The sequence below is a fragment of the Chitinophagales bacterium genome, assembly GCA_020636535.1.
Lineage (GTDB): Bacteria > Bacteroidota > Bacteroidia > Chitinophagales > JADIYW01 > JADJSS01.
The window spans coordinates 1,631,185-1,656,778 of the sequence record JACJXT010000011.1 but is presented as its reverse complement, the minus strand read 5'-3'; the positions used below and the strand labels follow the sequence as shown (position 1 = coordinate 1,656,778).

Here is a 25,594-nt window from a genome sequence, read left to right as displayed (position 1 = left end):
GCTAATGACTTATCGTTCGCTACAAGATTGTATTGATGATTTAGCAAAACATAACGACTTACTTGTTATCAAAGACGAAGTTGATCCATACTTAGAAATGGCAGCTATTCATCTTAGAGTGCATGAAGCAAAAGGCAAAGCCATACTTTTTGAAAATATCAAAGATTGTAAATACAAGGCAGTATCTAACCTATTTGGAACTACAGAAAGAAGCGAGTTTATTTTTAGAGATACGCTACCAAAAGTAAAAGCATTAATTCAATTGCAAACCAATCCAATACAAGCATTTAAGCAACCACTTAAAAGTTTAAGATTACTGTTTGCTGCAATGAAAGCACTACCTAAAAAAGTGCATAAACATCAGTTTGAAAAAATTAAAATCGAAGATGTACCACAAATTCAATGTTGGAAAAAAGATGGCGGTGCTTTTATTACATTGCCTATAGTTTATTCTGAAGATGCCGACCAAACTGGAGTTATGCATTCTAATTTAGGTATGTATAGAATACAACTAAGTGGCAATAATTATATATTAAATAAAGAAATAGGATTGCATTATCAACTACACAGAGGCATCGGTATTCATCAAACAAAATGGAATAAAAAAAATGAACCAATGAAAGTATCTATTTTTGTTGGAGGACCACCAGCACATAGCTTTGCTGCTGTAATGCCTTTGCCAGAAACCATTTCTGAGTTAACTTTTGCTGGAGTTTTGGCTGGTAGAAGATTTCGTTACTTATATGATGAAGATGGTTTTATGCTAAGCACCGATTCCGATTTTGTAATTACGGGCGAAGTCTATTCAAATGAAAATAAACCAGAAGGACCTTTTGGCGACCATTTAGGATATTATTCTTTAAAGCACGATTTTCCTGTAATGCGTGTAAAAAATGTATATGCTAAAAAAAATGCTATTTGGAGTTTTACTGTTGTAGGACGACCACCACAAGAAGATACTGCTTTTGGCAATATGATTCATCAAATGACTGGTAGTGCTATTAGCAAAGAAATTCCTGGCGTACACGAAGTACACGCTGTAGATGCAGCTGGAGTACATCCTTTGTTATTGGCAATTGGTAGCGAAAGATATACGCCTTACTACAAAGAAAGTAGACCACAAGAATTGCTGACTATTGCCAATAGAATTTTAGGAACTGGACAGTTGTCATTGGCTAAGTTTTTATTTATTGCAAATAAAAGTGATGATGAAAATTTAACGACTCATAATGAAGAAGCATTCTTTAAACATATATTAGAACGAATTAATTTACAAAGAGATATACATTTTTATACCAATACTACTATTGATACACTAGACTATTCTGGCGATGGATTAAACACAGGAAGTAAAGTTGTAATTGCTGCTTGTGGTAATGCTGTTAGAAATTTAGACAAAATAGTTCCTAGTGATTTTGACTTACCCATTGGATTTAAAAATCCTAGAATGATTAGTGATGGCATTTTAGCAATTGAAACTAATGCATTTGAAAACTACGAAACTGAAATAAAAAGATTAGAATATTTCACTAAAAATAAAATAGCAACACTTAAAAATATTCCATTAATTATTATATGTGATGATAGTCAATATCTTGCTGATAATTTTAATAATTTTTTATGGATAGCGTTTACCAGAAGCAATCCATCTCACGATATGTATGGTGTAAACGAACAGATAGTCAATAAGCATTGGCAATGCGATAATTTAATTATAGATGTAAGAGTAAAACCACATCATGCACCAATTTTAGAAAAAGACGAAGCGATAGAAGCTAAAGTAAATGACTTATTACTTTTTTAATAGCACTCAGTTTAGTGCTTATGCTAAAAATTAAGTAAAGTCAATAAAAAAATAAAATTTTAAAAGAAATACAACTATTTTAGTACAATAATCGTTTTATAATTATGAGAAAATTTGGTTTTTTACTAGTAATGGCAATGCTTGCTATTGTTTCTTGCAAAAAAGAACAAGATGCTATATTGTTTAATTTTGATGTCAGTGGAGTGAATACTACCAATAGAAATCTAACAGTTAATGGAAGAAATACAATATTAGAAACATTTAAAATGTATATTTCTAATATTAAATTAGTAACAACCAATAATGATACAGTTACTATAAGTGATTATATACTGTATGATTTATCTGAAGATAATGACTTAATACATATTAATAATAGTGATGAAACTTATACCAAACTCATCTTTTCTATAGGATTAGATAGTATACAAAACAGTTCACTACCAGAAACATTTCCAGAAGAACATCCTTTAAGTAGCAAACAAGGCATGTATTGGCCAATGCTAAATTATAGATTCTTAGTAGCAGAAGGTACTTATGATACACTAGGCACAGGAACTAGTTACGATGGAGCATTTAGTTTGCATTTAGGTAGAAATATACTTTATCATACTGTAGAATACGACTTTCCAAATCCTACAAAAAACAATCAAATTAATATTGTATTTAATTTTGAGAAAATGTTTCAAAGTAATGCAGGTAATCTCGATTTAAAATATAATTTTTCTAACCATAGCGAACCAGCACAAATGCCACAAGCTATTCTATTAATGGATAACTTTGTTAATGGAATTACAGTGAATCTAGAGTAATGAAAAATAAAATATTATATATATCATTATTTTTATTTATTGTATTGATTGTTGTTCAATGTAAGAAAGAAGAAAACAATACTTATAATCATAATCATGTTACTACACCATATGAGTTTCCAAATATAGAAGGATTTAGTGCCATTCCTCAAAATCCAAATAATATAGTTACTGTAGAAGGAGTTGCATTAGGAAAAAAACTATTTTTTGATACACAACTTTCATTAGATTATACCATTTCATGTGCATCATGTCATCTGCCAGAAAAGTCATTTGCAGAAAATACAAAATTTAGTACTGGCGTAAATGGAGCAATTGGAACTCGTAATGCCATGACTTTAGTTAACTTAGCATGGTATGATGCTTTTTTTTGGGATGGAAAATCATTGTCTTTAGAAAATCAAGCATTAATTCCTGTACCACAACACAACGAAATGAATTTAGAGTGGAAGTTTGCTGTTCAAAGAATTCAAAACGATACCAGCTACAAAAAATTGTTTAATAATGCATTCGGACATTTTACAGTCACCAAAGAAGACATTGCCAATGCGATTGCACAATATGAAAAAACATTAATTTCTTATAATACACCATTTGAAAAATACAATAGAGGAGAACAAGATATTAGTGCATCTGTTTTGCGTGGACATAAAATTTTTACAACAGAAAAAGGAGATTGTTTTCACTGTCATAGCTCAAATGAATTATTTATAAAGTCAGATGAAGCTTTTGCCAATAACGGAATGGACTTTGCCGAAACTACTGATGATTTTGTAGACAAAGGTTTAGGTGCAATTACAGGCAATCCATTAGACAATGGCAAGTTTAAAATTCCTACACTTAGAAACTTAGCATTCACTGCACCTTATATGCATGATGGAAGATTTGCCACATTAGATGAAGTAATAGAAAGTTATAACAAAGGACCAGAGTTATCTCCGAGTTTAGCAAATATTTTAAAAACAGAAGCACAAAGAAGATTACAACAATACGGACATTGGGGATTAGAATTAACTGATGAAGAAAAAACAGACCTTAAAAACTTTTTACTCAGCTTAAGTGATTCTTCTTATATTCAACAATAAAATATTTATATATAATATTATAAATAATTATTGCTAAATACTACTAATATTACCATTTTGTAAATATTGTTTTGTTATCAATAGATAAGGTAATTCTCTAATATCTATAATAACTTTACCATATAACTTAATGATTATGAGCTACACAGAACAGAATAAAATTACAAGAGAAATAAATAAAACTTTATTTAATACATCTGCAGCTAATTATTTTGCACCAATAATAGATGCATTTTTTCCAAACAACTCACTAGGTTGTATTAAAGCAAAAGTAATTAACATTATTCAAGAAAGAGATGATGTTATTTCTATAGAGTTGAAGCCAAACAGAAAATTCAATGCATTTATTCCAGGTCAGTATGTAGAAACTACTATAAAAATTAATGCAGTTAATTACAATAGAATTTTTAGTATATCGTCTTCATTGCAACAACTAAATCAAGACAATATAATAGTACTAACCATACAAAAACAAAAAGATGGTAAAGTCACTTCATGGATTCATCAAAATCTAAAAAAAGGAGATACCATAGAAATTTCTCAAGCTATGGGCGATTTTACTTTACCAGAAACAAATCATGATGTACTATTTATAGCAGGTGGTTCTGGCATTACACCATTTAGAAGTATGTTATACCAAGCACTAGAAAAAGAGATGAATGTTACACTACTATATTATTGTAATACTTTGAATGAACATTTATTTGAAGACGAATTAAATGCATTTAAAAATGATAATATCAATGTGATATTTATAGATTCAAATAACAAAGGGTTTATCAACGAAAATCATATAAAAGAATATTGTAGTGATTTTGCCAACAGAAAAACTTTTATTTGTGGACCAGCACCAATGATTACTGCCGCACAAAATGTATTAGCTCAACTTGGTGTTGACGAAAGCAATATTATAATAGAAAGATTTAGACCAATACAACTTCCTACTCAAGATTTAGCACATATTAAAGGAACAGTTTCAGTACTTAAACTCAATAAAAATAATATCGAAGTCAATTCAGAAAACAATATCTTAGAAACACTAGAACAAAATGGTGTATTTCCTAAGCATGGTTGCCGAATGGGAATTTGTAAAAAATGCCAATGCACTAAAAAAAGTGGTATGGTATACGATAAATTAAATCAAAAATATTCACAAACAAACGAAGAAAAAATTACTATCTGTACTACAATTCCAGTAGGAGAGGTAGAAATAGAATTTTAATAAATAAAAAAATATATTATGACAACAAGTATTCCAACTAAAGAACAATTAAAAGGTTTTGAGCAAGAGTTAGAAACATTGCGTTTAAAAACCTTAGCAGATTTAGGTGAATATGATGAAAAGCATATCAAAAAAATTATTCGCATACAAAGATGGTTAGAAGTTGGCGGAAGAACAGCACTAATGGGCGGATTATTTCCTCCATTTTGGTTGCTAGGAACAGCAATGTTGTCGGTATCTAAAATACTAGACAATATGGAAATTGGTCACAATGTAATGCACGGTCAATACGATTGGATGAACGACCCAAAAATTCATTCTGCTAATTTTGAATGGGACACTGCTTGCGATGGCAACTCTTGGAAACAAACACACAATTTTGAACATCATACTTTTACTAATATATTAGGTAAAGACAGAGACTACGGTTATGGTGTACTACGAATTGATGAAGAACAAGAATTTAGATTTGAAGACTACTTCAATATCATCAAATTTGCACTATTAAGTTCATTTTTTCAATGGGGCGTTGCACTACACGAAATGGAAGCTGATAGAATTGTAAAAGGAGAGGTGGAGTTAAAAGAGAAAAAAGGTTTCTTAAAAGCATTTGCTAAGAAAGGAGCGAGGCAGTTCTTTAAAGACTACTTATTTTTTCCAACATTAGGATTATTTACTGGTGCTACCATTCCAATTTTACTAGGAAATTTAACCGCTAATTTTGTAAGAAATATTTGGGCTTCTGCAGTAATTTTTTGTGGACATTTTCCAGAAGGTTCACATACATTCAATGAAGAAGACTGTCAAAATGAAAGCAAAGGGCAGTGGTATTATAGACAAATTTTAGGTTCTTGTAATTTTGAAGGAGGAACACTAATGCATGTTATGAGCGGACATTTAAGTTGTCAAGTAGAACATCATTTATTTCCAGATATTCCATCATCAAGATATAGAGCAATGGCAGTAGAAGTACAAAAAATATGCAAAAAGTATAACATACCGTACAATACAGCTTCATTTAGTAAACAATATTTTACGGTAATTAAAAAAGTAATCAAACATTCTGTACCAAATAGAGAATTGGCTTTAGCATAATTGATAATTCACTAAAAATTATTACCATGACAACGCTAACAGATATAAGTAACTATTTAACAGAAAGAGCGAATACAAAAGGTGTAATAGATACTATTTTAAAATTTGTATTTCCAGAAGGTGTAGTAGTTGTAGATGGAACAAGTGGACACTATAACATACACCAAAACGATATAGTTAATGAAAACTGTACAATTTTTATAGATACCAAAACATTTGATAAAATTAGAAACAAGCAACTCAATCCAATTATGGCATATACCTTTAGAAAACTAAAAGTAAAAGGCGATATAGATGTTGCACTAAAAGTAATTGGATTTTTGTAAGTAAATAAGAATCTTCTATAACTATATTTTATTAATTTTAGAAATCGCCAAATCGGCACACTTCACACATTATACCATTTATAGATAGTTTTTGGACGAATTTGTATTAGCTAATGGTATTAAATCTCTTTCATAATTCATGCACTTCAAATACGAAGTAAAAGAAAAAAGCAAGAAAATTTATACCTAAAATCTATTATAGAAGAGGTCTATTTTGATTTAGCTTCATAATATTTAAAAGAAATGAAGAAAGCGTATAGTGCATTTGTAAAGAAAATTCTATTTAACATAATATAAATTATAGGACAAAAATATAGAATCTAAAATAAGCTAAATATTTGATTATCTAACAATTAAGATTTACAGTAGTTTTAGTGTAAATATCGTTTGTAAGTTTTAATACATCTTTGTCGTGCAAAATTATGTTCTACAATTGGTTTTGGATAAGTCAGTGAATTTAACTCAGGAATCCATTTATTGATATACTTTAAATTCGCATCAAATTTTTTAGTTTGTGCTGTTGGATTAAAAATTCTAAAATATGGAGCTGCATCAACGCCAGTTCCTGCAATCCATTGCCAATTGCCATTATTCGACGATAATTCATAATCCAACAATTTTTTTGCAAAATATGCTTCACCAAGTCGCCAATCAATTAATAAATGCTTACACAGAAAACTTGCTGTAATCATGCGTACACGATTGTGCATCAATCCAGTTTCGTTTAACTCACGCATTCCAGCATCTACAATTGGATAACCAGTTTGACCATTACACCAAGCTTCAAATTCGTTTTCATTGTTTCGCCAAACAATTTTATCATATTCTGGCTTAAATGATTGATTGACCACATTTGGATAATGGTATAAAATCATCATAAAAAACTCACGCCAAATTAATTCATTTACAAAGGTATTGGCTTTGATTTCTAGTGCATGATTCAATAATTTGCGTATAGAAATGGTGCCAAATCTAAGATGTACGCTTAAATTAGAAGTTCCATTTATTGCAGGAAAATCTCGCTGTTTAACATAATCTATAAGTATGTTATCATTTATTAATGTTGATGAAAAATTTATTTTAAAATACTGAAAGCCAACATTTTGTAATACTAAAGTTGAATTATTACTCAAGGAATTGAACTTGTGTTTAAACTGGCTTATATCATAAATTTTGATGTCTGTTTGAAGTAATGTTGCTTTCCATTTGTTACTATATGGCGTAAATACTTTATAAAGTGAGTTATCTTCTTTCAACACCTCTCCTTTTTCAAAAATGACTTGATTTTTATAGCTATAAAATGCTATATTTTTGCTTTTAAGCAACTCCGTAATTTGTTTATCTCTTTGAATAGCATAAGGTTCATAGTCGTGATTGGTATAAACAGCATCTATTTTTGTATGATTTTGTATGATTTTTTGAAAAACAGTTAAAGGTGTACCATGATACAATTGTATTGCACTGCCATTTTTTTTCAATTCATCATTCATTTTCATCAAAGCATCGTAGATAAAAATGAGTCGCTTGTCTAAAGTATATTGTAGCGATTGATTTCGCAAATCACTCAAAATATTTTCATCAAAAACAAAAATTGGAATCACTGCATCATGATTTTTTAAGCAATGATATAAACCAACATTATCGTCTAATGATAAATCTCTTCTAAACCAAAATACTGCTGTTGACATTGTTAAATCTTATCTTCAAAAGTATGCTTTTATAACAACAAATTCTATAATCTATCTTGTTGACACCATGTCTACCGACAGTTAGAGACAGGCAAGTTCGGAAAACTATTTGTAGATAACCTTATTTAGATAAAATACACTATATAATCAATCTAACGCCACCAAGTTCTTCAATTCTATACGGAAACCTATCTCCTGGCGAACCTATAAACATAAAGTTGCTTGGTATTTTCCATTTTTCTGACAACTCATTGATTAACTCTGGACCAAACTTGCCTTCCATTTCTATAAAATTAATTTTTATTTCAGGATAAGCTCTGTCTAGTACTTCTACATCGGTAAGCAACTTAGGATTGACATGTTCGCCTTCTGGTAATACGGTTACAATTTTAAGTCGTTTGGTTTGTTCATTTTTCTTAATATAATGCATTACCTTATTAAGTGTAGCAACATCATCGCCTTTGGTAAAAAACACAAATTCTTGAGAGCTTACATCTGCAATCATTCTTAATATTTTTTTATTGATATGGTGTGTTCCTGATGAAATCTTATCAAAAACATATTCTACTATATTAAATATTATTTTAAGTATTGTTGTTCTATTCAACATAAACATCACAAACAAAATAGATGGAATAAAATATTTTAAGAACACTGCAAAATATTCTGGATTGAGTTCAATATTTCCAATTACAGCCATTAACACTGCTAAAATTGCTATTACTAAAGACAACCAACCAGATTTTATTGGTCGTGGTAACTTTTGTCGTTTTACTTTTAATAATATATTTCCCATTCCAAATAAAGCCATTACACTTAAAAATGCTATGGTGTAAACTCCAGCTAAAGCAGCTACTTTTCCTTTAGTAATTAATAAAATAGAAGTACACAACAAAAAGAAAGCAATGGCAATTCTATAAGAACTACCTCTTTTGTTTTTCTTTAAAAAGTAATTTGGCATTACTCTATCTAGCGTAATCCTTTCAATTAAACCACCAACGCCAACATATGATGTTAAAACAGCACCACTCAATACTAGTAATGCATCAATAGAAATAATAGCAGACAACCAATGTCCGCCAGCAACTTCACCTAAATAAGATAATAGCGACTCTTGGTGTTGATCGATATTACCAACTGGAATAATAGATAATGCTAAAAATGCCATTAATGGATTAAACACAGAAACCACTATCCACATATTTCGTAGTGTTTTAGGAAAAACGCCTTTTTCTTGTTCTTCTACAAAGTTAGCAGAACTCTCAAAGCCAGAAATTCCTAGCATTGCAGCTGCAAAACCAAAATAGAGTGCCGTTAGAATTCCACCTTTTACTGGTAATGCATTATTTTGATAAAAGACATCCATTCCATTCATAAATAAATAAAAAATACATACACCAGATAATAATACTAACGAAGTGAGATGAAAAATAAAAATACCAGTTGCCACTGCTGCCGACTCTCCTATTCCTATAATTGCCAAAAACATAAATAGCGACAACAATACAATAGTTAATAAGATGACATAAGTTAATTCAATCTGAAAAATGCCAAAATTAATTTCTATTATAGTATTTAATTTTGGTACTATATGTGCAAAATAATGTATGGCTTCGCTTGCAGAAATTACAGCTGTTGCCATATACGATAACATAGTTAATGTTGCTGCCAACGATGCTGTTGACTTACTTGTAGTATTCAATAATGCATTGTATGCTCCACCGTTTAATGGCAATGCTCCTACTACTTCTCCATATATTTTTCTAAATAGAAATAATACAAATGCAACCATTAGTAATGAAATCCATGCGTACTGACCTGCATATAATATTGCTAACGCTGAAACATATAAACAAGAAGAACTAATATCGTTTCCGCAAATTGCAGTAGATGATAATTCGTTTAATTTTTTTGTTGAATGATTACTCATATTATTTATATAATTTATTTAAAATTTTCTTCAAAGTAGTTGCTTGAACAATTATAGCAAACAACACGATAATATAGGTAACAAAAACCCATAAATCTTTTTCTGGTAATGATTTGCTAATAGACAATGCCATAGCAATTGACAAACCACCTCTTAATCCGCCCCAAGTCATTAAAAAAGGTGTTTCTTTAGGTAGTTTTGATTTTTTATTAACTAGTAAATAAGGAATACTCACAGAAATATATCTTGCAACTAACATTAAAATTAAGCCGAGTATTGCTATAATCCAGTACGAGCTTTTTATTTCTACTACTAGAACTTCTAAACCAATTAAAACAAAGAGTAATGCATTGAGTAATTCATCTAACATATGCCAAAACTTGTCGATATATTGTTCAGTAGCATCACTCATAGCAACTCCACCTCTTGCTCTATTGCCGATAAACAAACCAGCAACTACCATTGCCAATGGACCAGAAATGTGTAATTGTTGTGCTGCTACATAACCAGTTGTTACTGCTGCCAATGTTATGAACATTTCCGTTTGATAATGATCTATTGATTTTAATAATTTATATACAATATAACCTATTACAATTCCCAAAGCTACTCCTCCACCAGCTTCTAATGCAAATAGTTTTAAAAAACCTATAACACTTGCTTGTTCTACTCCATTGCTTAGAATAGTTGCTATAGAAATAAATATAACTACTCCAATACCATCATTAAATAAAGATTCTCCTATTATATTAGTTTTGATTCTATTTGGCATTTTAGAATCTGCTAATATTCCAAGCACAGCAATTGGATCTGTTGGCGAAATTAAAGAACCAAACAGCAAACACGACCAAATACTAGCATCATAACCAATCCATTGTAGAATATAATATATACCAATACCTACTAAGAAAGTACATACAAATACACCTATGAATGCAAATGCACTTACACTTAGTTTTTCTTTGGCTAAATCGCTGTAATTAGTATGGTATGCTCCAGCAAATAATAGATAACATAAAAATACATCTAATACTAATTCTGAGAACTCAAAACTGTTAACTATATTTTGTGCTGTTGTTAAAAATCCTGGAAAAAAGTGTGTTATTGGAAATACTAGTAATGACATTAATAATGACAAAAGCATTAAACCAATAGTAGTGGGCAACTTAATATATCTATGATTAATATAAGCTAGTATTGCTGTTATTAAAATTAAAAATGATATAAGATGAAATGCTTCCATTATTTATATTTATCTTATAAGTATTAAAATGATTGAATGATTAATTGAACAATGCCTATTAAAAATCCTAAGATTGCACCTATTAATTCTATAAATTTAAATTCTCTAGCAGTAATATCCATTAGCATATTCTCTAGTTTTTCATCAGAGAATGCTTCTACTTTATTTCTAACTAGTGTTCTTATGTCTAGCTTCTCCTCTATTTTATCTAAAGAAGTTCCAATTACTTGTGGTAAGTTATTCTCTATTTCTTTAACTATAGATTTATGTACACTTTGTATTAAACCTTCTGGTACTAAAGTTTTAGCCACTGGATTTTTTTCAACTTTGTCTCTAATTACATTGTCAATTCTCAAAGCAATTTCTTCTTTGATATTGTTTAATGCTTCTGGATCTTGCAGTCTTTCTTTAATATCATTAAAATTAATTAAATCTCGCTGTACTACATTTCCCAATTTATTAGCAATTCTTGGTTTATTTTTTGGGAAAATACCATGAAAAGTTAAAAAAAGTACTTTTTTAGGTTGTCTTGGATGAAATAACATTTTTACTGCTATATAATTGGTTAGCCAACCAATAAAGCCACCAATAAGCGGAACGGCATAAGTTTTCCAAGAAAGCAAATCGATATAAAAACCTGTCATAATTGTTAGTTATTCCAACTACTTGGAGATTCTTGCCACAAATTTAAGCTTTCCAAATCATTTTCAGAAATCAAAGCTTGTTTTTTAGCTACTTCAAGCAATGTAGCATAATTAGTTAATGTTTTAACAACAACACCTTCATTATGAAATAAATCTTTACTTACTTGAAATCCATATTTAAAAATTGCCATCAAACCAATGACTTCAGCACCAGCATGTCTTAAATCTTTAATGGCTTTCATGCTACTACCACCAGTAGAAATAGTATCTTCTATCACTACTACCCTACTTCCGTGTCTTAACTCGCCTTCAATTAGATTAGCCAATCCATGAGATTTTGCAGACGAACGCACATAAACCATAGGTAAATTTAAAGCATCGGCAACCAAAGCGGCATGTGCAATTCCAGCAGTTGCCACACCTGCAATACAATCAACATCAGAAAAATAGGCATTAATTAAATCACACAAGCCATTTTTTACATAAGTTCTAACATCTTGATGTGATAGTATTTTTCTATTATCACAATATATAGGCGATTGCCAACCACTTGCCCAAGTAAATGGTTCATTGGGTTGTAATTTTACTGCCTGAATTTTTAACAGATATTCTGCTAACTGTTGTTTAAATGCTAAGTTTTCCATAAATATTTCTATAATTCATTAAATTTTAAAATTGCATTTTAATACTTTATCTTTACTTTTGTCAAATGTATAAACTTTTTGTCAATAACAAAGAGATTTACCTCACTAGTCATGCAGATAGTGTGGAACGATTGCTAAAAAGCAAAAAAGATGTTATTGTAAAATCCTATAAATCTAAAGAAGCACTGCATCAGTTTATTAAATCAGTTATATATAATGCTAATTTCAATACGACTATAATACTGCATAGTATTCGACTTCAAGTATTATATAAAGATTTTCTGAAATTTTTCAAGAAGATAGAAGCTGCTGGTGGTGTTGTAATTAATCCGAAAGAGGAAGTTTTACTTATTTTTAGAAGAGGAAGCTGGGATTTACCTAAAGGAAAAATTGATGATGGCGAAACAGTGCAAGACGCAGCAATTAGAGAGATTCAAGAAGAAACTGGTGTTGGTAATTTAAAAATTGTAAAGCCAATTATTTTTAAAAAGACACATAATTCTGCTACTTATCATGCTTATTCTATGAATGGTAAGAAAAACATGAAGATTACTTATTGGTTTTTAATGCATACTACAGATACTAAAAAGCTAAAACCACAAACCGATGAAGATATAGAACAAGCTGTTTGGGTACCAAAAGCCAAATTAAAAGACTATTATAGCAATATGTATGCTTCTATAAAAGATGTATTAATGGAACTCTAGGTTTCTTTATTTCTACTTATACTTTTGGTAGGTGTAATTGTTCTTTTAATTCTGCTATGCTCTTGTTATTTGCTTTCTACTAGGTTATGAATTTTTATTTTGTAGTTGTAGCTTTTCAATCAAAAGTTTCTGATTTTCAATTAAATCTTCTTTGGCTTTTTTCTAAATGTATAAAGAATTGTAGTAATATTTTTTTTATTTTTGAAATAGTGTTGCTTAGTATTTTTTACTAGTAATTCTGCTTAAAATTTAAAATATATTTATATATAATAATATTTATTTATATACTTTCAATGGTTGGTTTTTCATCATTTTCACAAAATAGCTACTACTTGGATAGTTAGTAATTTTAAAAAAGAATATTTTGATGAATGTATAAAAGTTGAGCATTATAAAGACTTAATAAAACAAGGAGTTAAAATTAATTTTGAGAATTATTGTAATTGTATTTTAGATAATTTATTCTCTAAACTTAGTGATAAAGAAATATTAGTAGTAACAAACAATTCTGGTTTTTTAGATTTAATTCAGTCTAATCAAGAATATACAGAAATACTATCTAACTGTGCTGAAAATAGTGTGGTTCTATAAAATAAATATAAATATGATGAACAACAAATTAAAATCTTATCGGTTTGGAATGGAAATAGAGATGAACAAACATTAAAAGTAAGATAAATTAACACAAAAAAAGAATAAAATGCATAACTTAGTAAATAGTAAAAAAAAAAAAAATGAGTACACAAACATTAGATAAAAAAATAGTAGAATACTTATCCAAACTAGGCAAAAGAGAAAAGAAAACAATATTAGAAGTAATAAAATCATTCATAGATTTAAAGCAAGAAAGTCAACTAGATTTATACACAGATGAATTTAAAGCAGAATTAGATAATAGATATGAGGCATACAAAAAAGATGGCTTAGTAATAACAGAAGAAGAAGCTAATATTAGAATTGAAAAAATATTATCATAAATAAACTAAATATGTATAAGATAGTTTATAGACCAAGAGCATTAGAAGAATTAGAAGATAGTTTAAGGTTTTATGGAGAAAAGAGTAAAAAGGTAGCAGAAAATTTTAAAGAAGCTATAAAAGAAAAGATAGAATCAATAAAAGAAAGTCCAAAACAAAATCCAAAAAAGTATAAAAACTATTACGAAGCAAAACTAAAGAAATATCCATTTGTAATTATTTATATAGTGGAAGACGAAAGAATATTAATAGTCGCAATATTCCATCAAAAAAGAAACCCAAAGAAGAAATACAAGTAGAAACTATTAGGAACTTAGTGCTTATTAATTTAACATAACAGAATCTTATGTACATAAGCTCGCACTAGCTGACAAAGACATCAAAAAATACAACTTACGCCTTGGTTCCTGTCCACACGAAACAAATTCAGCATCAAATCAAGTAGATTTCAGTCTGTGTCCTTACAGACCGATAGAAAATAATTCTATCCATTTTGTGGATATTTAACCTTGTATTTTCCTTAGTTCTAGTACTTAATTTCGTATTTTTGTGACAAATCATTTTTTGTATGTCAGAAGAATTAGACGGAAGTAAAGAAGAAAAAATCATTCATGTAAATATCGAAGACCAAATGAAAACTGCCTATATAGATTATTCTATGTCGGTTATCGTTTCAAGAGCATTACCAGATGTAAGAGATGGTTTAAAACCTGTGCATCGTAGAGTTTTATATGGTATGCTCGATTTAGGTTTGCAGTCCAATAAACCTTATAAAAAATCAGCTAGAATTGTTGGGGAAGTGTTGGGTAAATACCATCCACATGGCGACAGCTCTGTTTATGATACAATGGTGCGTATGGCTCAATATTGGTCATTAAGATATCCTTTAGTAGATGGACAAGGTAACTTTGGTTCACAAGATGGTGATCCACCAGCTGCTATGCGTTATACTGAAGCAAGATTTAAAAAGATTGCAGAAGATATGTTGGAAGACATCGACAAAAATACAGTCGACTTTCAACTCAACTTCGATGATTCCTTAAAAGAACCAACGGTAATGCCTACAAGAGTTCCACAGCTTTTGGTAAACGGTGCTTCTGGTATTGCCGTAGGTATGGCTACCAATATGTTGCCTCACAATCTTACAGAAGTAATTGATGGTATTATTCACTACATTGACAATAGAGAAGTTACTATTGATGAGTTAATGCAATTTATAAAAGCACCAGATTTTCCTACTGGTGGAATTATTTATGGTTATGAAGGTGTAAAAGAAGCATTTCACACTGGTAGAGGAAAAATTAGAGTAAGAGGTAAAGCGACCATCGAAGAAAATGACAACGGAAGATCGCAAATTATTATTACCGAAGTGCCTTATCAAGTGCAACCAAATGCAATTATTACTAGAGCATCTGATTTGGTGAACGATAAAAAAATCGAAGGCATTTCTGAAATTAGAGATGAATCGGATAAAGATGGTTTGCGTATAGTGTTTGATTTAAAACGAGATGCTATACCTAATGTAGTACTCAATAATTTATACAAATACACACCACTACAAACCAGTTTTGGTGTTAATAACATTGCATTAGTTAAAGGTCGTCCTGTACAATTGAATCTAAAAGACTTAATTAGACATTTTGTCGATTTTAGACATGAAGTAGTGGTAAGAAGAACGCAATACGAGTTAGAACAAGCAGAAAAAAGAGCACACATCTTAGAAGGTTATATTATTGCTCTTGATAACTTAGATGCAGTAATTAAATTAATTAGAGAATCAGCTAATCCAGAAGAAGCTAAAAATGGCTTAATGTCTAATTTTGGTTTGTCAGAAATTCAAGCTAAAGCCATATTAGAGTTGCGTTTACAGCGATTAACTGGTATGGAAATGGATAAAATTCGTGCAGAACATAAAGAAGTAATGGCATTAATTGATAAACTCAACGAGATTTTAAATACTGAATCTATTCGTTTCGATATTATTAAAGAAGAACTAGCAGACATCAAAAAGAAATATGGAGATGAACGCCGTTCTGAAATTGTTTTTTATGGCGATGATATCAACTATGAAGATATGATTCCAGAAGAAAACATGGTCGTTACTATTTCTCATCTAGGATATTTAAAAAGAACTTCTTTAGATGAATACAAACAACAAAAAAGAGGTGGAAAAGGTTCTGTTGGTGGAAAAACAAGAGATGAAGATTTTATAGAACATCTTTTTGTTGCTTCTACACACAATTACTTGTTGCTGTTTACAGAACAAGGAAAATGTTATTGGCTAAAAGTTTATGAAATTCCAGAAGGCAATAAAACAGCAAAAGGTCGTCCTGTTCAAAACATCATCAATATTCCACAAGATGACAAAATCAAAGCATTTATTAATATAGAAGATTTAAAGAACGACGAATTCTTAGATACGCACTATATCATTATGGCAACTAAAAATGGTATTGTTAAAAAAACAAGTGCTAGAGAATATTCTCGTCCAAGAGTAAATGGTGTTAACGCTATTACTATTAAAGATGGCGATGAATTATTAACTGCTCGATTAACCAATGGTCAGTCTGAAATTATTTTAGGTTCTAAAGCTGGTTATGCTGTACGATTTGATGAAGCTGATGCTAGAGCAATTGGTAGAACTGGAGCTGGTGTTAAAGGTATGACATTGCGTGGCGATACTGATGAAGTGATTGGCATGGTTTGTGTTGATGTTAATGCAAGCAATCAAGAAGATATTATGGTAGTATCTGAAAATGGTTATGGCAAACGCTCTGCTTTAGAAGATTATAGAAAAACTTCTAGAGGTGGAAAAGGTGTTAAAACAATTAGCGTTACTGAAAAAACAGGTAACTTAATTGCCATCAATGCTGTAAACGACGAGAACGATTTAATGATTATCAATAAATCTGGAATTACCATAAGAATTGGATTGGATAAAATTAGAACAATGGGAAGAGCAACACAAGGTGTAAGCTTAATTAAAGTAAAAGAAGGTGATGAAATTGCTGCAGTTGCTAAAACCATTAGAGATGAAGAGGAAGAAGAAAATACAGATGAATCAATAGAAAATCAAACAGAAAATAACAATAACGAAAATGAAATCAATAATGATGAAGCATAATTATTTTAAAGTAGCAACTATTGCGTTGTTAATGGTGTTTGGCTATGTTGCACAAGCACAAAAAATGAAAGTAAACTCTGCACAGTTTTTATTGCAAGAAGGAAAAGTAATAGAAGCTAAAAATGAGATTGAAACTGCCTTACAAGATGCAGAAACACAAGCTAACAGCAAAGCATGGTCTTTAAAAGGTGATATTTATAGAAATATCTATGAATCGCAAATTTACTATGCACAAAATCCAAATGCATTAGAAATTGCAGACGAAGCATATAGAAAAGCAAACGAAACAGACAATTCTAAAAAGAAAGGCAATTATACAGAACCATTACAAGCTATTGGCAACTATATGTTTAACGAAGGTTTAAAATTGTTTGAAGGACAAAATTGGGAAGCTGCTTATCAAAAATTCAACGGTGCAAAAGCGAATAATGAGTACTTAATCAAAAATAACTTATCAACTACTATTGATACAGGTTATATTTATGCTACTTCATTAGCTGCATATAATGCAAAAAAAGATGATGAAGCACAAGCATTGTTTGAAAAATTAGTAGCGATGAATTATAATAACGAATTAATTTATGAATCATTAGCCAATATTTATATCAATAAAAGTGATGATAAATTGACGAGTTTCTTAGCTACTGCTATGAAAAAATATCCAAACAATCAAAATTTAAAATCACTTGATTTAAAATATGCCGTAGAAAATGGCAAAGCAGATGAAGCAATAGCTAAACTCAAAAAATCAATTGAAGATGATCCAACCAATGCCAATTTAAAAGTAGTATTGGCTAACTTTTACGAAGAAGCTGGCAAAAAACAAGATGCTATTAAATACTATAAAGAAGCTTCAGACATTGATCCAACTTATACTGATGCTATATTTAATATTGGTGTTATTTACTTTAACGAAGCTATAGCGATTAACAAAGTAATTAATAGCGAAGAAAAAGTTCAAACCGATAGCTTAATTCTTTCGTTTTTAAATAACAACGACTTAGTTAACTTAGAAGATATTGCTAACGCACCAAATATTGGTAATTTAGGTGGATTGATTAACAGTTTATCTACTTATAAGAATGATACCAAAGCACTAGCAGAAAAACTAAATAAATTAAACGAAAATACCAAGTACGATTTAATGACTGCTAAAAGAAACGCATTGTATGCAAAAGCATTACCTTACTTAGAGCAAGCATATGCAAAAGACAAAAACTTTGCTGGAGCAAAAACTGCATTAAAAGAAATTTATGCTAGAATGAATATGCTAGACAAAGTTCAATCATTAGATTAAAAACAACTCAAAATAAAACAACATACTTAAAGTCGTTCTTTCATAGAACGACTTTTTTATACCATAAGTTTCACACATGAATACTCAAATTGAAACCTGAGTTTTCCTAATGCGTAATTTGTGATAAATAGACCATACCAAATTTCATTAACAAGCTACGACAAACAGTAAATTGCCATCGGTGAATATTTTTTGGTAGTTGGCAAAAACTTGTTTAAAATTTTGTTCAAAAACTTCATTTTCTTGTTGCTGATTGGAATTTAATGCTAGCTTACTCAATACAATGTATGCTTTGTTGCTTACACTATTTTTTAGTGCTTGTAGAAAATCTATACTTAAAAATTGTTGTGGTGTTGTTGCATTAATAAATAAATCTACTAGTATTAATTCGTATTTATTTTGATTATCTACTACAAAATCATAGGCATCTTGTTGAATGTAGTTTATATTATGTTTAGTATTTAAATATTTTTTACACAAATCTATTATTGTAGCATCAATATCTACTGCTGTAATATTTTTTATAGTAGTATTATTTTCTAGTAGATTAACGACACTTCCTAAGCCAATACCTAATACTAAAACTTCTGTACAATTGAGTGTATTGAATTCATATTCATCAAATACTTTTTTAAATGAAGTATAGTAGTTTCCAAAAGAATAAATTGTATTTTCAGTTGTTAGTTTATATGCATTTTTATGATACAATACTTCTATTGTTCCACTATAATTACTCTGCACTTTTTCTATAGGAATTTCAAAAAAGTAACTGAGCCATTTTTGTAGTTTATTCATTTTTTGCTGGTGGCGTGAGTTTAGATTTAAATCGTTCTTGAAAATCTTGCATTAAATAAATAAAAGATTCTTTAACATAAACATCGGCTGGTAAAAATTCGTAAACTACATTTTTTCCTTCTCTAGTTACTCTTTCTGAATCTTTTAAATTCAATAGTATATTTTGAATTTCTGGAACTGATGAGCAAATACCTGTTTGTCCTTTTTTGAATTTAATCAATAACCACTGTCCGTTTTTCGCTTCTAAGTATACTGTAATAAAATCTGAATAACCAGAATAACCTAATTGAACAAATGCTTTATATTTTCTTCGTACAAACTCATTTCCCATTAAAGCCAAACTAACATCAGTAACTGATTTAAATGAACCATCTTGACTATCGTACCAAAAATCAGTTCCATCTATTACCATATTGTAGTTTAATGACTGTGGTTTTGCTAGAGAATCTAATGCATACAAAGCACTCATAATGTATTTAGATTCGGCTGAGTCTTTGGTCAATGTACCGAATGTTCGTCTTACTAAAGTATTTTTTCTATAGCTAGTAATAAGCAAATTATCGTCTGCTAGTAAAAATGCATTGAGTATATTTTGTAGCACATAACTTGGCATGTCAAAGTCTACTGCTAAATCTGCTGTAAATCTAAAGTTTTGATTGTCTTTTGCATTAAAATCAAAATCGCCGACTGCTGCTGCTTGTGTTGGATACAAGTTTAAACCTAAACCAATTTTACCTGTTGCTTTTATTGAGTTGTCTTTTTCATTGAATTTTAAAGCAGAAGTTGTAGCAAAGTTATTGTCGAAAGCTGCGTCATCACCAAAATAAATTACGCCAGGTTCTGTTTTACTAAAAATCATATTTCCTCTTACTGTAAAAATTTCAGCATCGTTTGGCGAGCGTTTGTCTTGTAAAATAGTTGAGTAAAATTCTGTTGAATATTTATCGAAAATAACGCCAGTAAATAAAGAGTTTTTAGCTTGTTCAATTACACTATCCATACTTACCGCAGGTTTTTTAGGATCTAATTGCTGACGCATAGTAATCCAATCTGTTTCTGTATTGATAAGTTTAATTTTAACTTGACCATCTAAGAAAATGTCTTTGTGTTTTGAATCGAAATCAAATCTACCTACATAAAAAACTTTGTCGTTCAATTTAAAGTTATCTGATTCTACAATTTCTGATTTAGCATAAGTATATATTTTTTTAGGATCTATATCTTTCTTTTTAACTTTATCTTTTTTCTTACCTTGTTCTTCTTCTTCTGCATCTTTTTGCATTTGGTAATACTCTGGATTTCCTTTAAATGGATTTTCTACAGCTATTTCTGGAATTTTTATTGTTTCTACCAAACCATCTAAAGATTTAAACGAATAGTTTCCGTTTGCTGTAAAATCGTTTTTAGAATTTACTTGTACTGTAGCACTTGTTACTTGATGATAAGCACTGTCTGCATTAAAAATAACGACTGCATTTTTTAGTGTTCTTACACTACCATCAGCTTCTATATATATTTCATTTTTATCTGGAAGCACTTTAGAGTCTGCTAGTAAAAGTTCTTTAATTCCACCAAACTTAATGGTATTATCATTTAAATTTAAGTCTGCCAAATTAGTTTCAAATTTCAAACCTTCTTTGGTAATATCTGTAGATAGTAAAAAGAAAGTACTGCTTGGCGAACTTGCTTTGAGTTGCATTGTATTATTCTCTAAATCTATTTTTAGATATTTTGGATTGGCTTCGTAATTAAACGATGCTAGTGGAATGGTATCATTTTTATTGAGTGTAATGTCTGCTACATTTTTCTCTAAATCAAATAGTGCATCAACATCATCAGATTGTAGTAGAGATTCGCCACTTTCGTTTGCCATGTTGAGTTGACCATTTTTTACATGGAATTGTTTGTCTTGAAAAGTAATATCTGTAGATACAATTTTAGTGTTTTGCCATTCTACAGTGCCTACACCTTTAAGCAAACCATTTTGAAAAATTAAATTACCATCTAATTGTACTTTTCCATTATAGAGCTGAAACTTTTGGTCGTTCAAAGGTTCAACAACTGCTGAGTCTTTATCTACATTCCATGTCATGATTGATTGTTCTACACTTGCTTGTGGCAAACCAAATTTTGCACTTTCAGTTATACGAAAACTATCTATTTGAGAATAAACACTATCTAAGAAAAAGAAAGCTGTATCTGCAAATAATTTAGCAGAACCAAAAGCAAAAGTACCTTTTCCGCTTAAACCATCTTTAGTTAATTCTAATGCAGAAAAATACTTATTGTCTTTGCCATACATTTTTAAACCTTGGTCTGATGTATTGAGTGAAGAACCAAGCGAACCATCTTTTTGAATAGTAAGATTGTTTTTGATTGGTTCAAAAATTCCACCAGTAGTAATCGTTCCAGAAAGTTCTATATTTTCTGTTTGTGTAACTGTTAGTGAGTCTAATTCAAAAGCATCTGCTGTATAGTAAAATTTATCTCGGTCGTATAAATCGCCATTTTTACCTTTATCGTAGTATACATTAGAAGAATCTACACTTGAAAAATATGGATACTTTAAGTTGTTTCTAGTACCAGATTTATTATCTGCTTCTGCTATAAACAAAGTACCAGAAACATTTTCTATTGGTGTTGAAGATGGAACAAGTAACACCTCTCCTTTTTCGTTTGGTTCTCCTTGTGGAATATAAACAACTAAAGAATCGACTTTATCCATTTTAAAAGTATAGTTGTCGTAGTTGAAATCCATTTTTTTAGCAAAGAAGTCCACTTTTCCAGCAATAATTCTTCCACCAACGGTCATATTTCTATTTTTATCTATCACTATAGTATCTGAAGTTGGAAAAAACTTTACTTGCGATTTATTACTTAAATTAATTTTATCTACACCATAAATTTCTAATCGATTATTGTCTGTGTTTAGTGTTGCATTTACATATTTATGAAAAGAGCCAAAACGAATATAGTCATAGTCTTGTTTATCTTTAGAAGCCAAAGCTTGATTAATAAGTTTTTCTTGTACTATAATAATTTTTGCAGCAGAGTTGTATTTGATATAACCATCTTTCATTAAAGCATAAAAAACTTGTTCGGTAGCTTTGTATGGAGCAGTTGCACTTATTGCACCAGCAACACCAACTGCATCTAGGTTTGGACTTCCCATACTTTCGTAGAACTGATAAATTAAATCAATTGGTCCACCTTCGTAAACACCTTTATATCTATTTTCTAAATTTGGTTGATAGAAGTTATACGATTCAAAAATTGCTGGCACATTATCTGCTAGAGAAATCATGCCAAATTTAATGATGTTGCTATCTAAATTCCATTTAAAGTTATCTGCAAAAATAAACATCTGATGATAATCTGATGAAAATGGCTGATTAGACAAGGGTTTAGTACCACGATAAGCACTTACTTCTTTAGTTGCTGCGTTATATCTAAAATTAATAAATGGATGTATAATTTGATTGCTATCTAAATTTACTTTCATTAAAGCATCTTCTACTTTAATATCTTTAAATCCTTTTAAATCAAAACTAATTGCTTGTACTTCTAGTCGTTCTTTGCCTTTTTTATCGTAGAGCAATAGTTTTGCTTTATTCTCATCAGTACCATAACTCGACATACTATTGCCTTCTAGTTTAAAACCACCAACTAATTTCAAAGATTTTTCTTCTGTTTTAAACTCTATGTTTTCATCCTCTGATAAAAAATAAGGATACTTATTACTTTGACTTTTTGCTTGTAATAATTTGTCTTTATAAACACCTTTTAAAACTTTAGGAACATATGGTTGAAAAGTAAGATTGGCATCGTTTATTTCGTATTCTGCTAGTGCAAAGTCTATTTTGTGTTCATTAAATGTTATAAAATTATTGGCATTATCAAATCCAGCTCTTGTAAGCATTACTTTACCTTTAGTACCTTCCCACAAGTTTTTTAATGGAAAATACTTACCACTTGCACCAATAATTGTCAAAGAATCATGGTCTGTGATACCGGTTAAATCTACAGAATTAAAGTTTAATACTGGTTCATCATTTTCGTAGCTTAAAGTAAAATCATTAGAAAAATACCATTGCTTAGTTTTAGAATAATACAATGTATTTTTTTCATATAAATTAGTTAGATAATCTAAATAGGTAGTAAATATTTTTAAATTTCCAGGATTACACTGTGCTAGTAACTTTTCTAGATAATCGAAATTTTGTTTAATAATGCTTTGACTTAACTTAGTATTATTAATAGATTTTAAATAATTATTATAGTTATATATTACTGGATATGTTGGTGTTTTCTTTTGAATTAATTGATTAGATAAACTTTTTATATTACTTAAATAGGAATAAGCTGTTGTTGTAGGAAATGTTTTTGCTAAGTACTCTCCCATTGCTTCGCAGTCTTCTCTTTTACATTGATTAGAAAACGCCACATAAGCACTCCAAAATCCTGCGTCATCTTGTGGAAATTCCTTTGGATATTGTGCTAATGCATTTAATGAGAACAATAAACAAATTATATAGCATATAATCTTATTCATATTATAGTTTTTTGAGTGTTAAACAAGCCCAATTATCTTTATCTGTTTGCTTTTCTAACTGCATACCTACAGCTTGATAAGCATCTAAGATAGCGTTTACATCATCTATATAAAAACCACTTAATATAATTTTACCGTTTTTAACTAATTTTTCAGTTAATAATTGTTGATTTTCAAGTAGATAGTTTTTGTGAATATTCGCCAAGATAATATCAAAGCTAGTCATTTCTAAATTAGAAAGTTCGCCTAAAACTGGTTGGATATTGAGTGTATTATTTAGTACAATATTTTCTTGTACATTAATAAAGCACCATTCGTCATTATCAATCGCTACAACTTCAGATGCACCTAATAAGCTAGACAAGATTGCTAAAATTCCTGTACCAGAACCACAATCTAACACTTTTTTATTGGCATTATCTAGCAATAATAAATGTTGCATTGCTTGATATGTGGTAGCATGATGACCTGTGCCAAACGACATCTTAGGTTCTATTAATATGTCGTATTTACATATTGGATTGGCTTGATGAAAACTTGCTCTAATAAAAATGTCATTTTCAATTTGTATTGGTTGAAATTGCTCTTCCCAAATTTGATTCCAATTCTTATTTTCTACTTCTTCTACCGTATAGCTTTCTATTGCCTCTGATAAATCTTCTATAGAATCAAGCAAAGTTGCTAATTCATTTTCTTGAAAATAAACTTCAATATGTTGTTCTTTTACTTCAATTCCTTCAACATCTAAATCAAAAAAATTGCCAGAAAAATCTTCTACATCAACAGTATCTTTTATATTGATGATTAGTTTTTTATAATTATTCATTGTTTATATTGCATAAATTATATCTATAAAATCAGATGCATTTAATGATGCACCTCCAACCAAAGCACCATCAATATCATTACAAGACAAGAGTGCTTTTGCGTTGCTTGGTTTTACACTTCCACCATATAAAATAGGAATTTGTTGAGCAATATCAGTACCATAAGCTTTGGTTAGCAATGCTCTTATAAATGCATGAATTGCTTGTGCTTGCTCTGGACTTGCCGTTTTTCCTGTACCAATTGCCCAAATTGGCTCATAAGCAATTATAATATTTTTTATTTGATTTTCATCTAACTGAAAAATAGTATTTTCTAGTTGATTTTGTATAAACGAAAAATATTCATTGCTTTCTCTTAATGCTAAGTTTTCACCGCAACAAAAAATAATTTTTAAATTATTATTTAATGCTTGATTGATTTTTTCAAGTAAAATTTCATCTGCTTCGTTAAAATATTGTCGCCTTTCAGAATGACCAATTATAACAAAAGGAATATTTAAATCATGCAACATTGTAGCACTCACTTCTCCAGTATAAGCTCCATCATTAAACTGACTACAATTTTGTGCTGCTATTTTTACTGAAGAGTTGTTGTTTAATTCGTTTGATACTAATGGAAGATAAACAAAAGGTGGTGCCACAATTACTGTGTTGTTGGTTGGATAATTGAGTACTTGATTTTGAATTGTTTTAACTAAATGCATAGCATCATTGGAGTTGGCGTTCATTTTCCAATTACCTGCAATAATTTTTGTTTTACTCATAATGTAAAAATAAAAAACCTCATGAATAATCATGAGGTTTTCAAAATATATTATTTAG

21 protein-coding genes are annotated in these 25,594 nt (G+C 29.8%); 12 read left to right on the top strand and 9 right to left on the bottom strand.

All coding sequences use genetic code 11. The features are described from left to right. The first annotated feature begins 4 nt into the window (after window positions 1-4). The 6 genes from H6553_07750 to H6553_07725 all read left to right on the top strand — a co-directional run bounded on the left by H6553_07750 (window position 5) and on the right by H6553_07725 (window position 6,344). Window positions 5-1,804, top strand: coding sequence for a UbiD family decarboxylase (locus H6553_07750; GenBank protein MCB9033715.1), 1,800 nt, complete (start codon window positions 5-7; stop codon window positions 1,802-1,804). A gap of 104 nt (window positions 1,805-1,908) precedes the next feature. Then, entirely contained in the window at window positions 1,909-2,616 is a 708-nt protein-coding gene (locus H6553_07745) for a hypothetical protein (protein ID MCB9033714.1), read from the top strand. Continuing rightward, window positions 2,616-3,701, top strand: coding sequence for a cytochrome-c peroxidase (locus H6553_07740; protein ID MCB9033713.1), 1,086 nt, complete (start codon window positions 2,616-2,618; stop codon window positions 3,699-3,701). Before H6553_07745 ends, H6553_07740 begins: the two co-directional genes overlap by 1 nt. A 130-nt stretch (window positions 3,702-3,831) precedes the next feature. After that, window positions 3,832-4,923 (top strand): iron-sulfur cluster-binding domain-containing protein, encoded by a 1,092-nt coding sequence (locus H6553_07735; protein ID MCB9033712.1) that lies wholly within the window; start codon window positions 3,832-3,834, stop codon window positions 4,921-4,923. 18 nt (window positions 4,924-4,941) lie between these two features. Beyond that, a complete protein-coding gene (locus tag H6553_07730; GenBank protein MCB9033711.1) occupies window positions 4,942-6,018 on the top strand; it encodes an acyl-CoA desaturase in 1,077 nt (358 codons plus the stop codon). Window positions 6,019-6,044: 26 nt separating this feature from the next. Continuing rightward, window positions 6,045-6,344, top strand: coding sequence for an SCP2 sterol-binding domain-containing protein (locus H6553_07725; protein ID MCB9033710.1), 300 nt, complete (start codon window positions 6,045-6,047; stop codon window positions 6,342-6,344). A 371-nt stretch (window positions 6,345-6,715) separates the two neighbouring features. Here H6553_07725 and H6553_07720 read toward each other — a convergent pair whose 3' ends face one another. The 5 genes from H6553_07720 to H6553_07700 all read right to left on the bottom strand — a co-directional run bounded on the left by H6553_07720 (window position 6,716) and on the right by H6553_07700 (window position 12,493). Continuing rightward, entirely contained in the window at window positions 6,716-8,032 is a 1,317-nt protein-coding gene (locus H6553_07720) for a deoxyribodipyrimidine photo-lyase (protein MCB9033709.1), read from the bottom strand. 139 nt (window positions 8,033-8,171) lie between these two features. Then, on the bottom strand, window positions 8,172-9,962 hold the full coding sequence (locus H6553_07715) for an APC family permease (protein MCB9033708.1): 1,791 nt from the start codon (window positions 9,960-9,962) through the stop codon (window positions 8,172-8,174). Between the two features lies 1 nt (window position 9,963). After that, window positions 9,964-11,205 (bottom strand): sodium:proton antiporter, encoded by a 1,242-nt coding sequence (locus H6553_07710; GenBank protein MCB9033707.1) that lies wholly within the window; start codon window positions 11,203-11,205, stop codon window positions 9,964-9,966. A gap of 23 nt (window positions 11,206-11,228) precedes the next feature. Continuing rightward, window positions 11,229-11,849: a DUF445 family protein gene (locus H6553_07705; protein MCB9033706.1), complete on the bottom strand. Its 621-nt coding sequence runs from the start codon at window positions 11,847-11,849 to the stop codon at window positions 11,229-11,231. 5 nt (window positions 11,850-11,854) lie between these two features. Then, on the bottom strand, window positions 11,855-12,493 hold the full coding sequence (locus H6553_07700; protein ID MCB9033705.1) for an orotate phosphoribosyltransferase: 639 nt from the start codon (window positions 12,491-12,493) through the stop codon (window positions 11,855-11,857). Window positions 12,494-12,558: 65 nt separating this feature from the next. On the opposite strand from H6553_07700, the gene H6553_07695 reads away from it, so the two are divergent. The 6 genes from H6553_07695 to H6553_07670 all read left to right on the top strand — a co-directional run bounded on the left by H6553_07695 (window position 12,559) and on the right by H6553_07670 (window position 18,598). Further along, window positions 12,559-13,200 (top strand): NUDIX domain-containing protein, encoded by a 642-nt coding sequence (locus H6553_07695; GenBank protein MCB9033704.1) that lies wholly within the window; start codon window positions 12,559-12,561, stop codon window positions 13,198-13,200. A gap of 297 nt (window positions 13,201-13,497) precedes the next feature. Continuing rightward, entirely contained in the window at window positions 13,498-13,791 is a 294-nt protein-coding gene (locus tag H6553_07690) for a hypothetical protein (protein ID MCB9033703.1), read from the top strand. Window positions 13,792-13,934: 143 nt separating this feature from the next. Then, window positions 13,935-14,177 carry a hypothetical protein gene (locus tag H6553_07685; protein ID MCB9033702.1) on the top strand — a complete coding sequence of 81 codons (243 nt, stop codon included), beginning with the start codon at window positions 13,935-13,937 and terminating at the stop codon, window positions 14,175-14,177. An 11-nt stretch (window positions 14,178-14,188) separates the two neighbouring features. Then, a complete protein-coding gene (locus H6553_07680) occupies window positions 14,189-14,476 on the top strand; it encodes a type II toxin-antitoxin system RelE/ParE family toxin (GenBank protein ID MCB9033701.1) in 288 nt (95 codons plus the stop codon). A 269-nt stretch (window positions 14,477-14,745) separates the two neighbouring features. Further along, a complete protein-coding gene (gyrA, locus tag H6553_07675) occupies window positions 14,746-17,301 on the top strand; it encodes a DNA gyrase subunit A (protein ID MCB9033700.1) in 2,556 nt (851 codons plus the stop codon). Continuing rightward, window positions 17,276-18,598: a tetratricopeptide repeat protein gene (locus tag H6553_07670; GenBank protein ID MCB9033699.1), complete on the top strand. Its 1,323-nt coding sequence runs from the start codon at window positions 17,276-17,278 to the stop codon at window positions 18,596-18,598. The genes gyrA and H6553_07670 overlap by 26 nt, the downstream gene beginning before the upstream one ends. A 147-nt stretch (window positions 18,599-18,745) precedes the next feature. On the opposite strand, the gene H6553_07665 is transcribed toward H6553_07670, so the two are convergent. Genes H6553_07665 through H6553_07650 form a run of 4 tightly spaced genes read right to left on the bottom strand, consistent with a single transcriptional unit; the run spans window position 18,746 to window position 25,536 of the window. Then, window positions 18,746-19,393, bottom strand: a complete 648-nt coding sequence (locus H6553_07665) for a methyltransferase domain-containing protein (protein MCB9033698.1) — start codon at window positions 19,391-19,393, stop codon at window positions 18,746-18,748. Further along, window positions 19,386-23,945: a hypothetical protein gene (locus H6553_07660; protein MCB9033697.1), complete on the bottom strand. Its 4,560-nt coding sequence runs from the start codon at window positions 23,943-23,945 to the stop codon at window positions 19,386-19,388. The genes H6553_07665 and H6553_07660 overlap by 8 nt, the downstream gene beginning before the upstream one ends. 1 nt (window position 23,946) lies before the next feature. Next, window positions 23,947-24,771 (bottom strand): 50S ribosomal protein L11 methyltransferase, encoded by an 825-nt coding sequence (gene prmA, locus H6553_07655; protein MCB9033696.1) that lies wholly within the window; start codon window positions 24,769-24,771, stop codon window positions 23,947-23,949. A 3-nt stretch (window positions 24,772-24,774) separates the two neighbouring features. Then, the gene (locus H6553_07650) at window positions 24,775-25,536 is read right to left on the bottom strand and encodes a triose-phosphate isomerase (GenBank protein MCB9033695.1); all 762 of its coding nucleotides are present in this window, start codon (window positions 25,534-25,536) and stop codon (window positions 24,775-24,777) included. Between the last annotated feature and the right edge of the window lie 58 nt (window positions 25,537-25,594).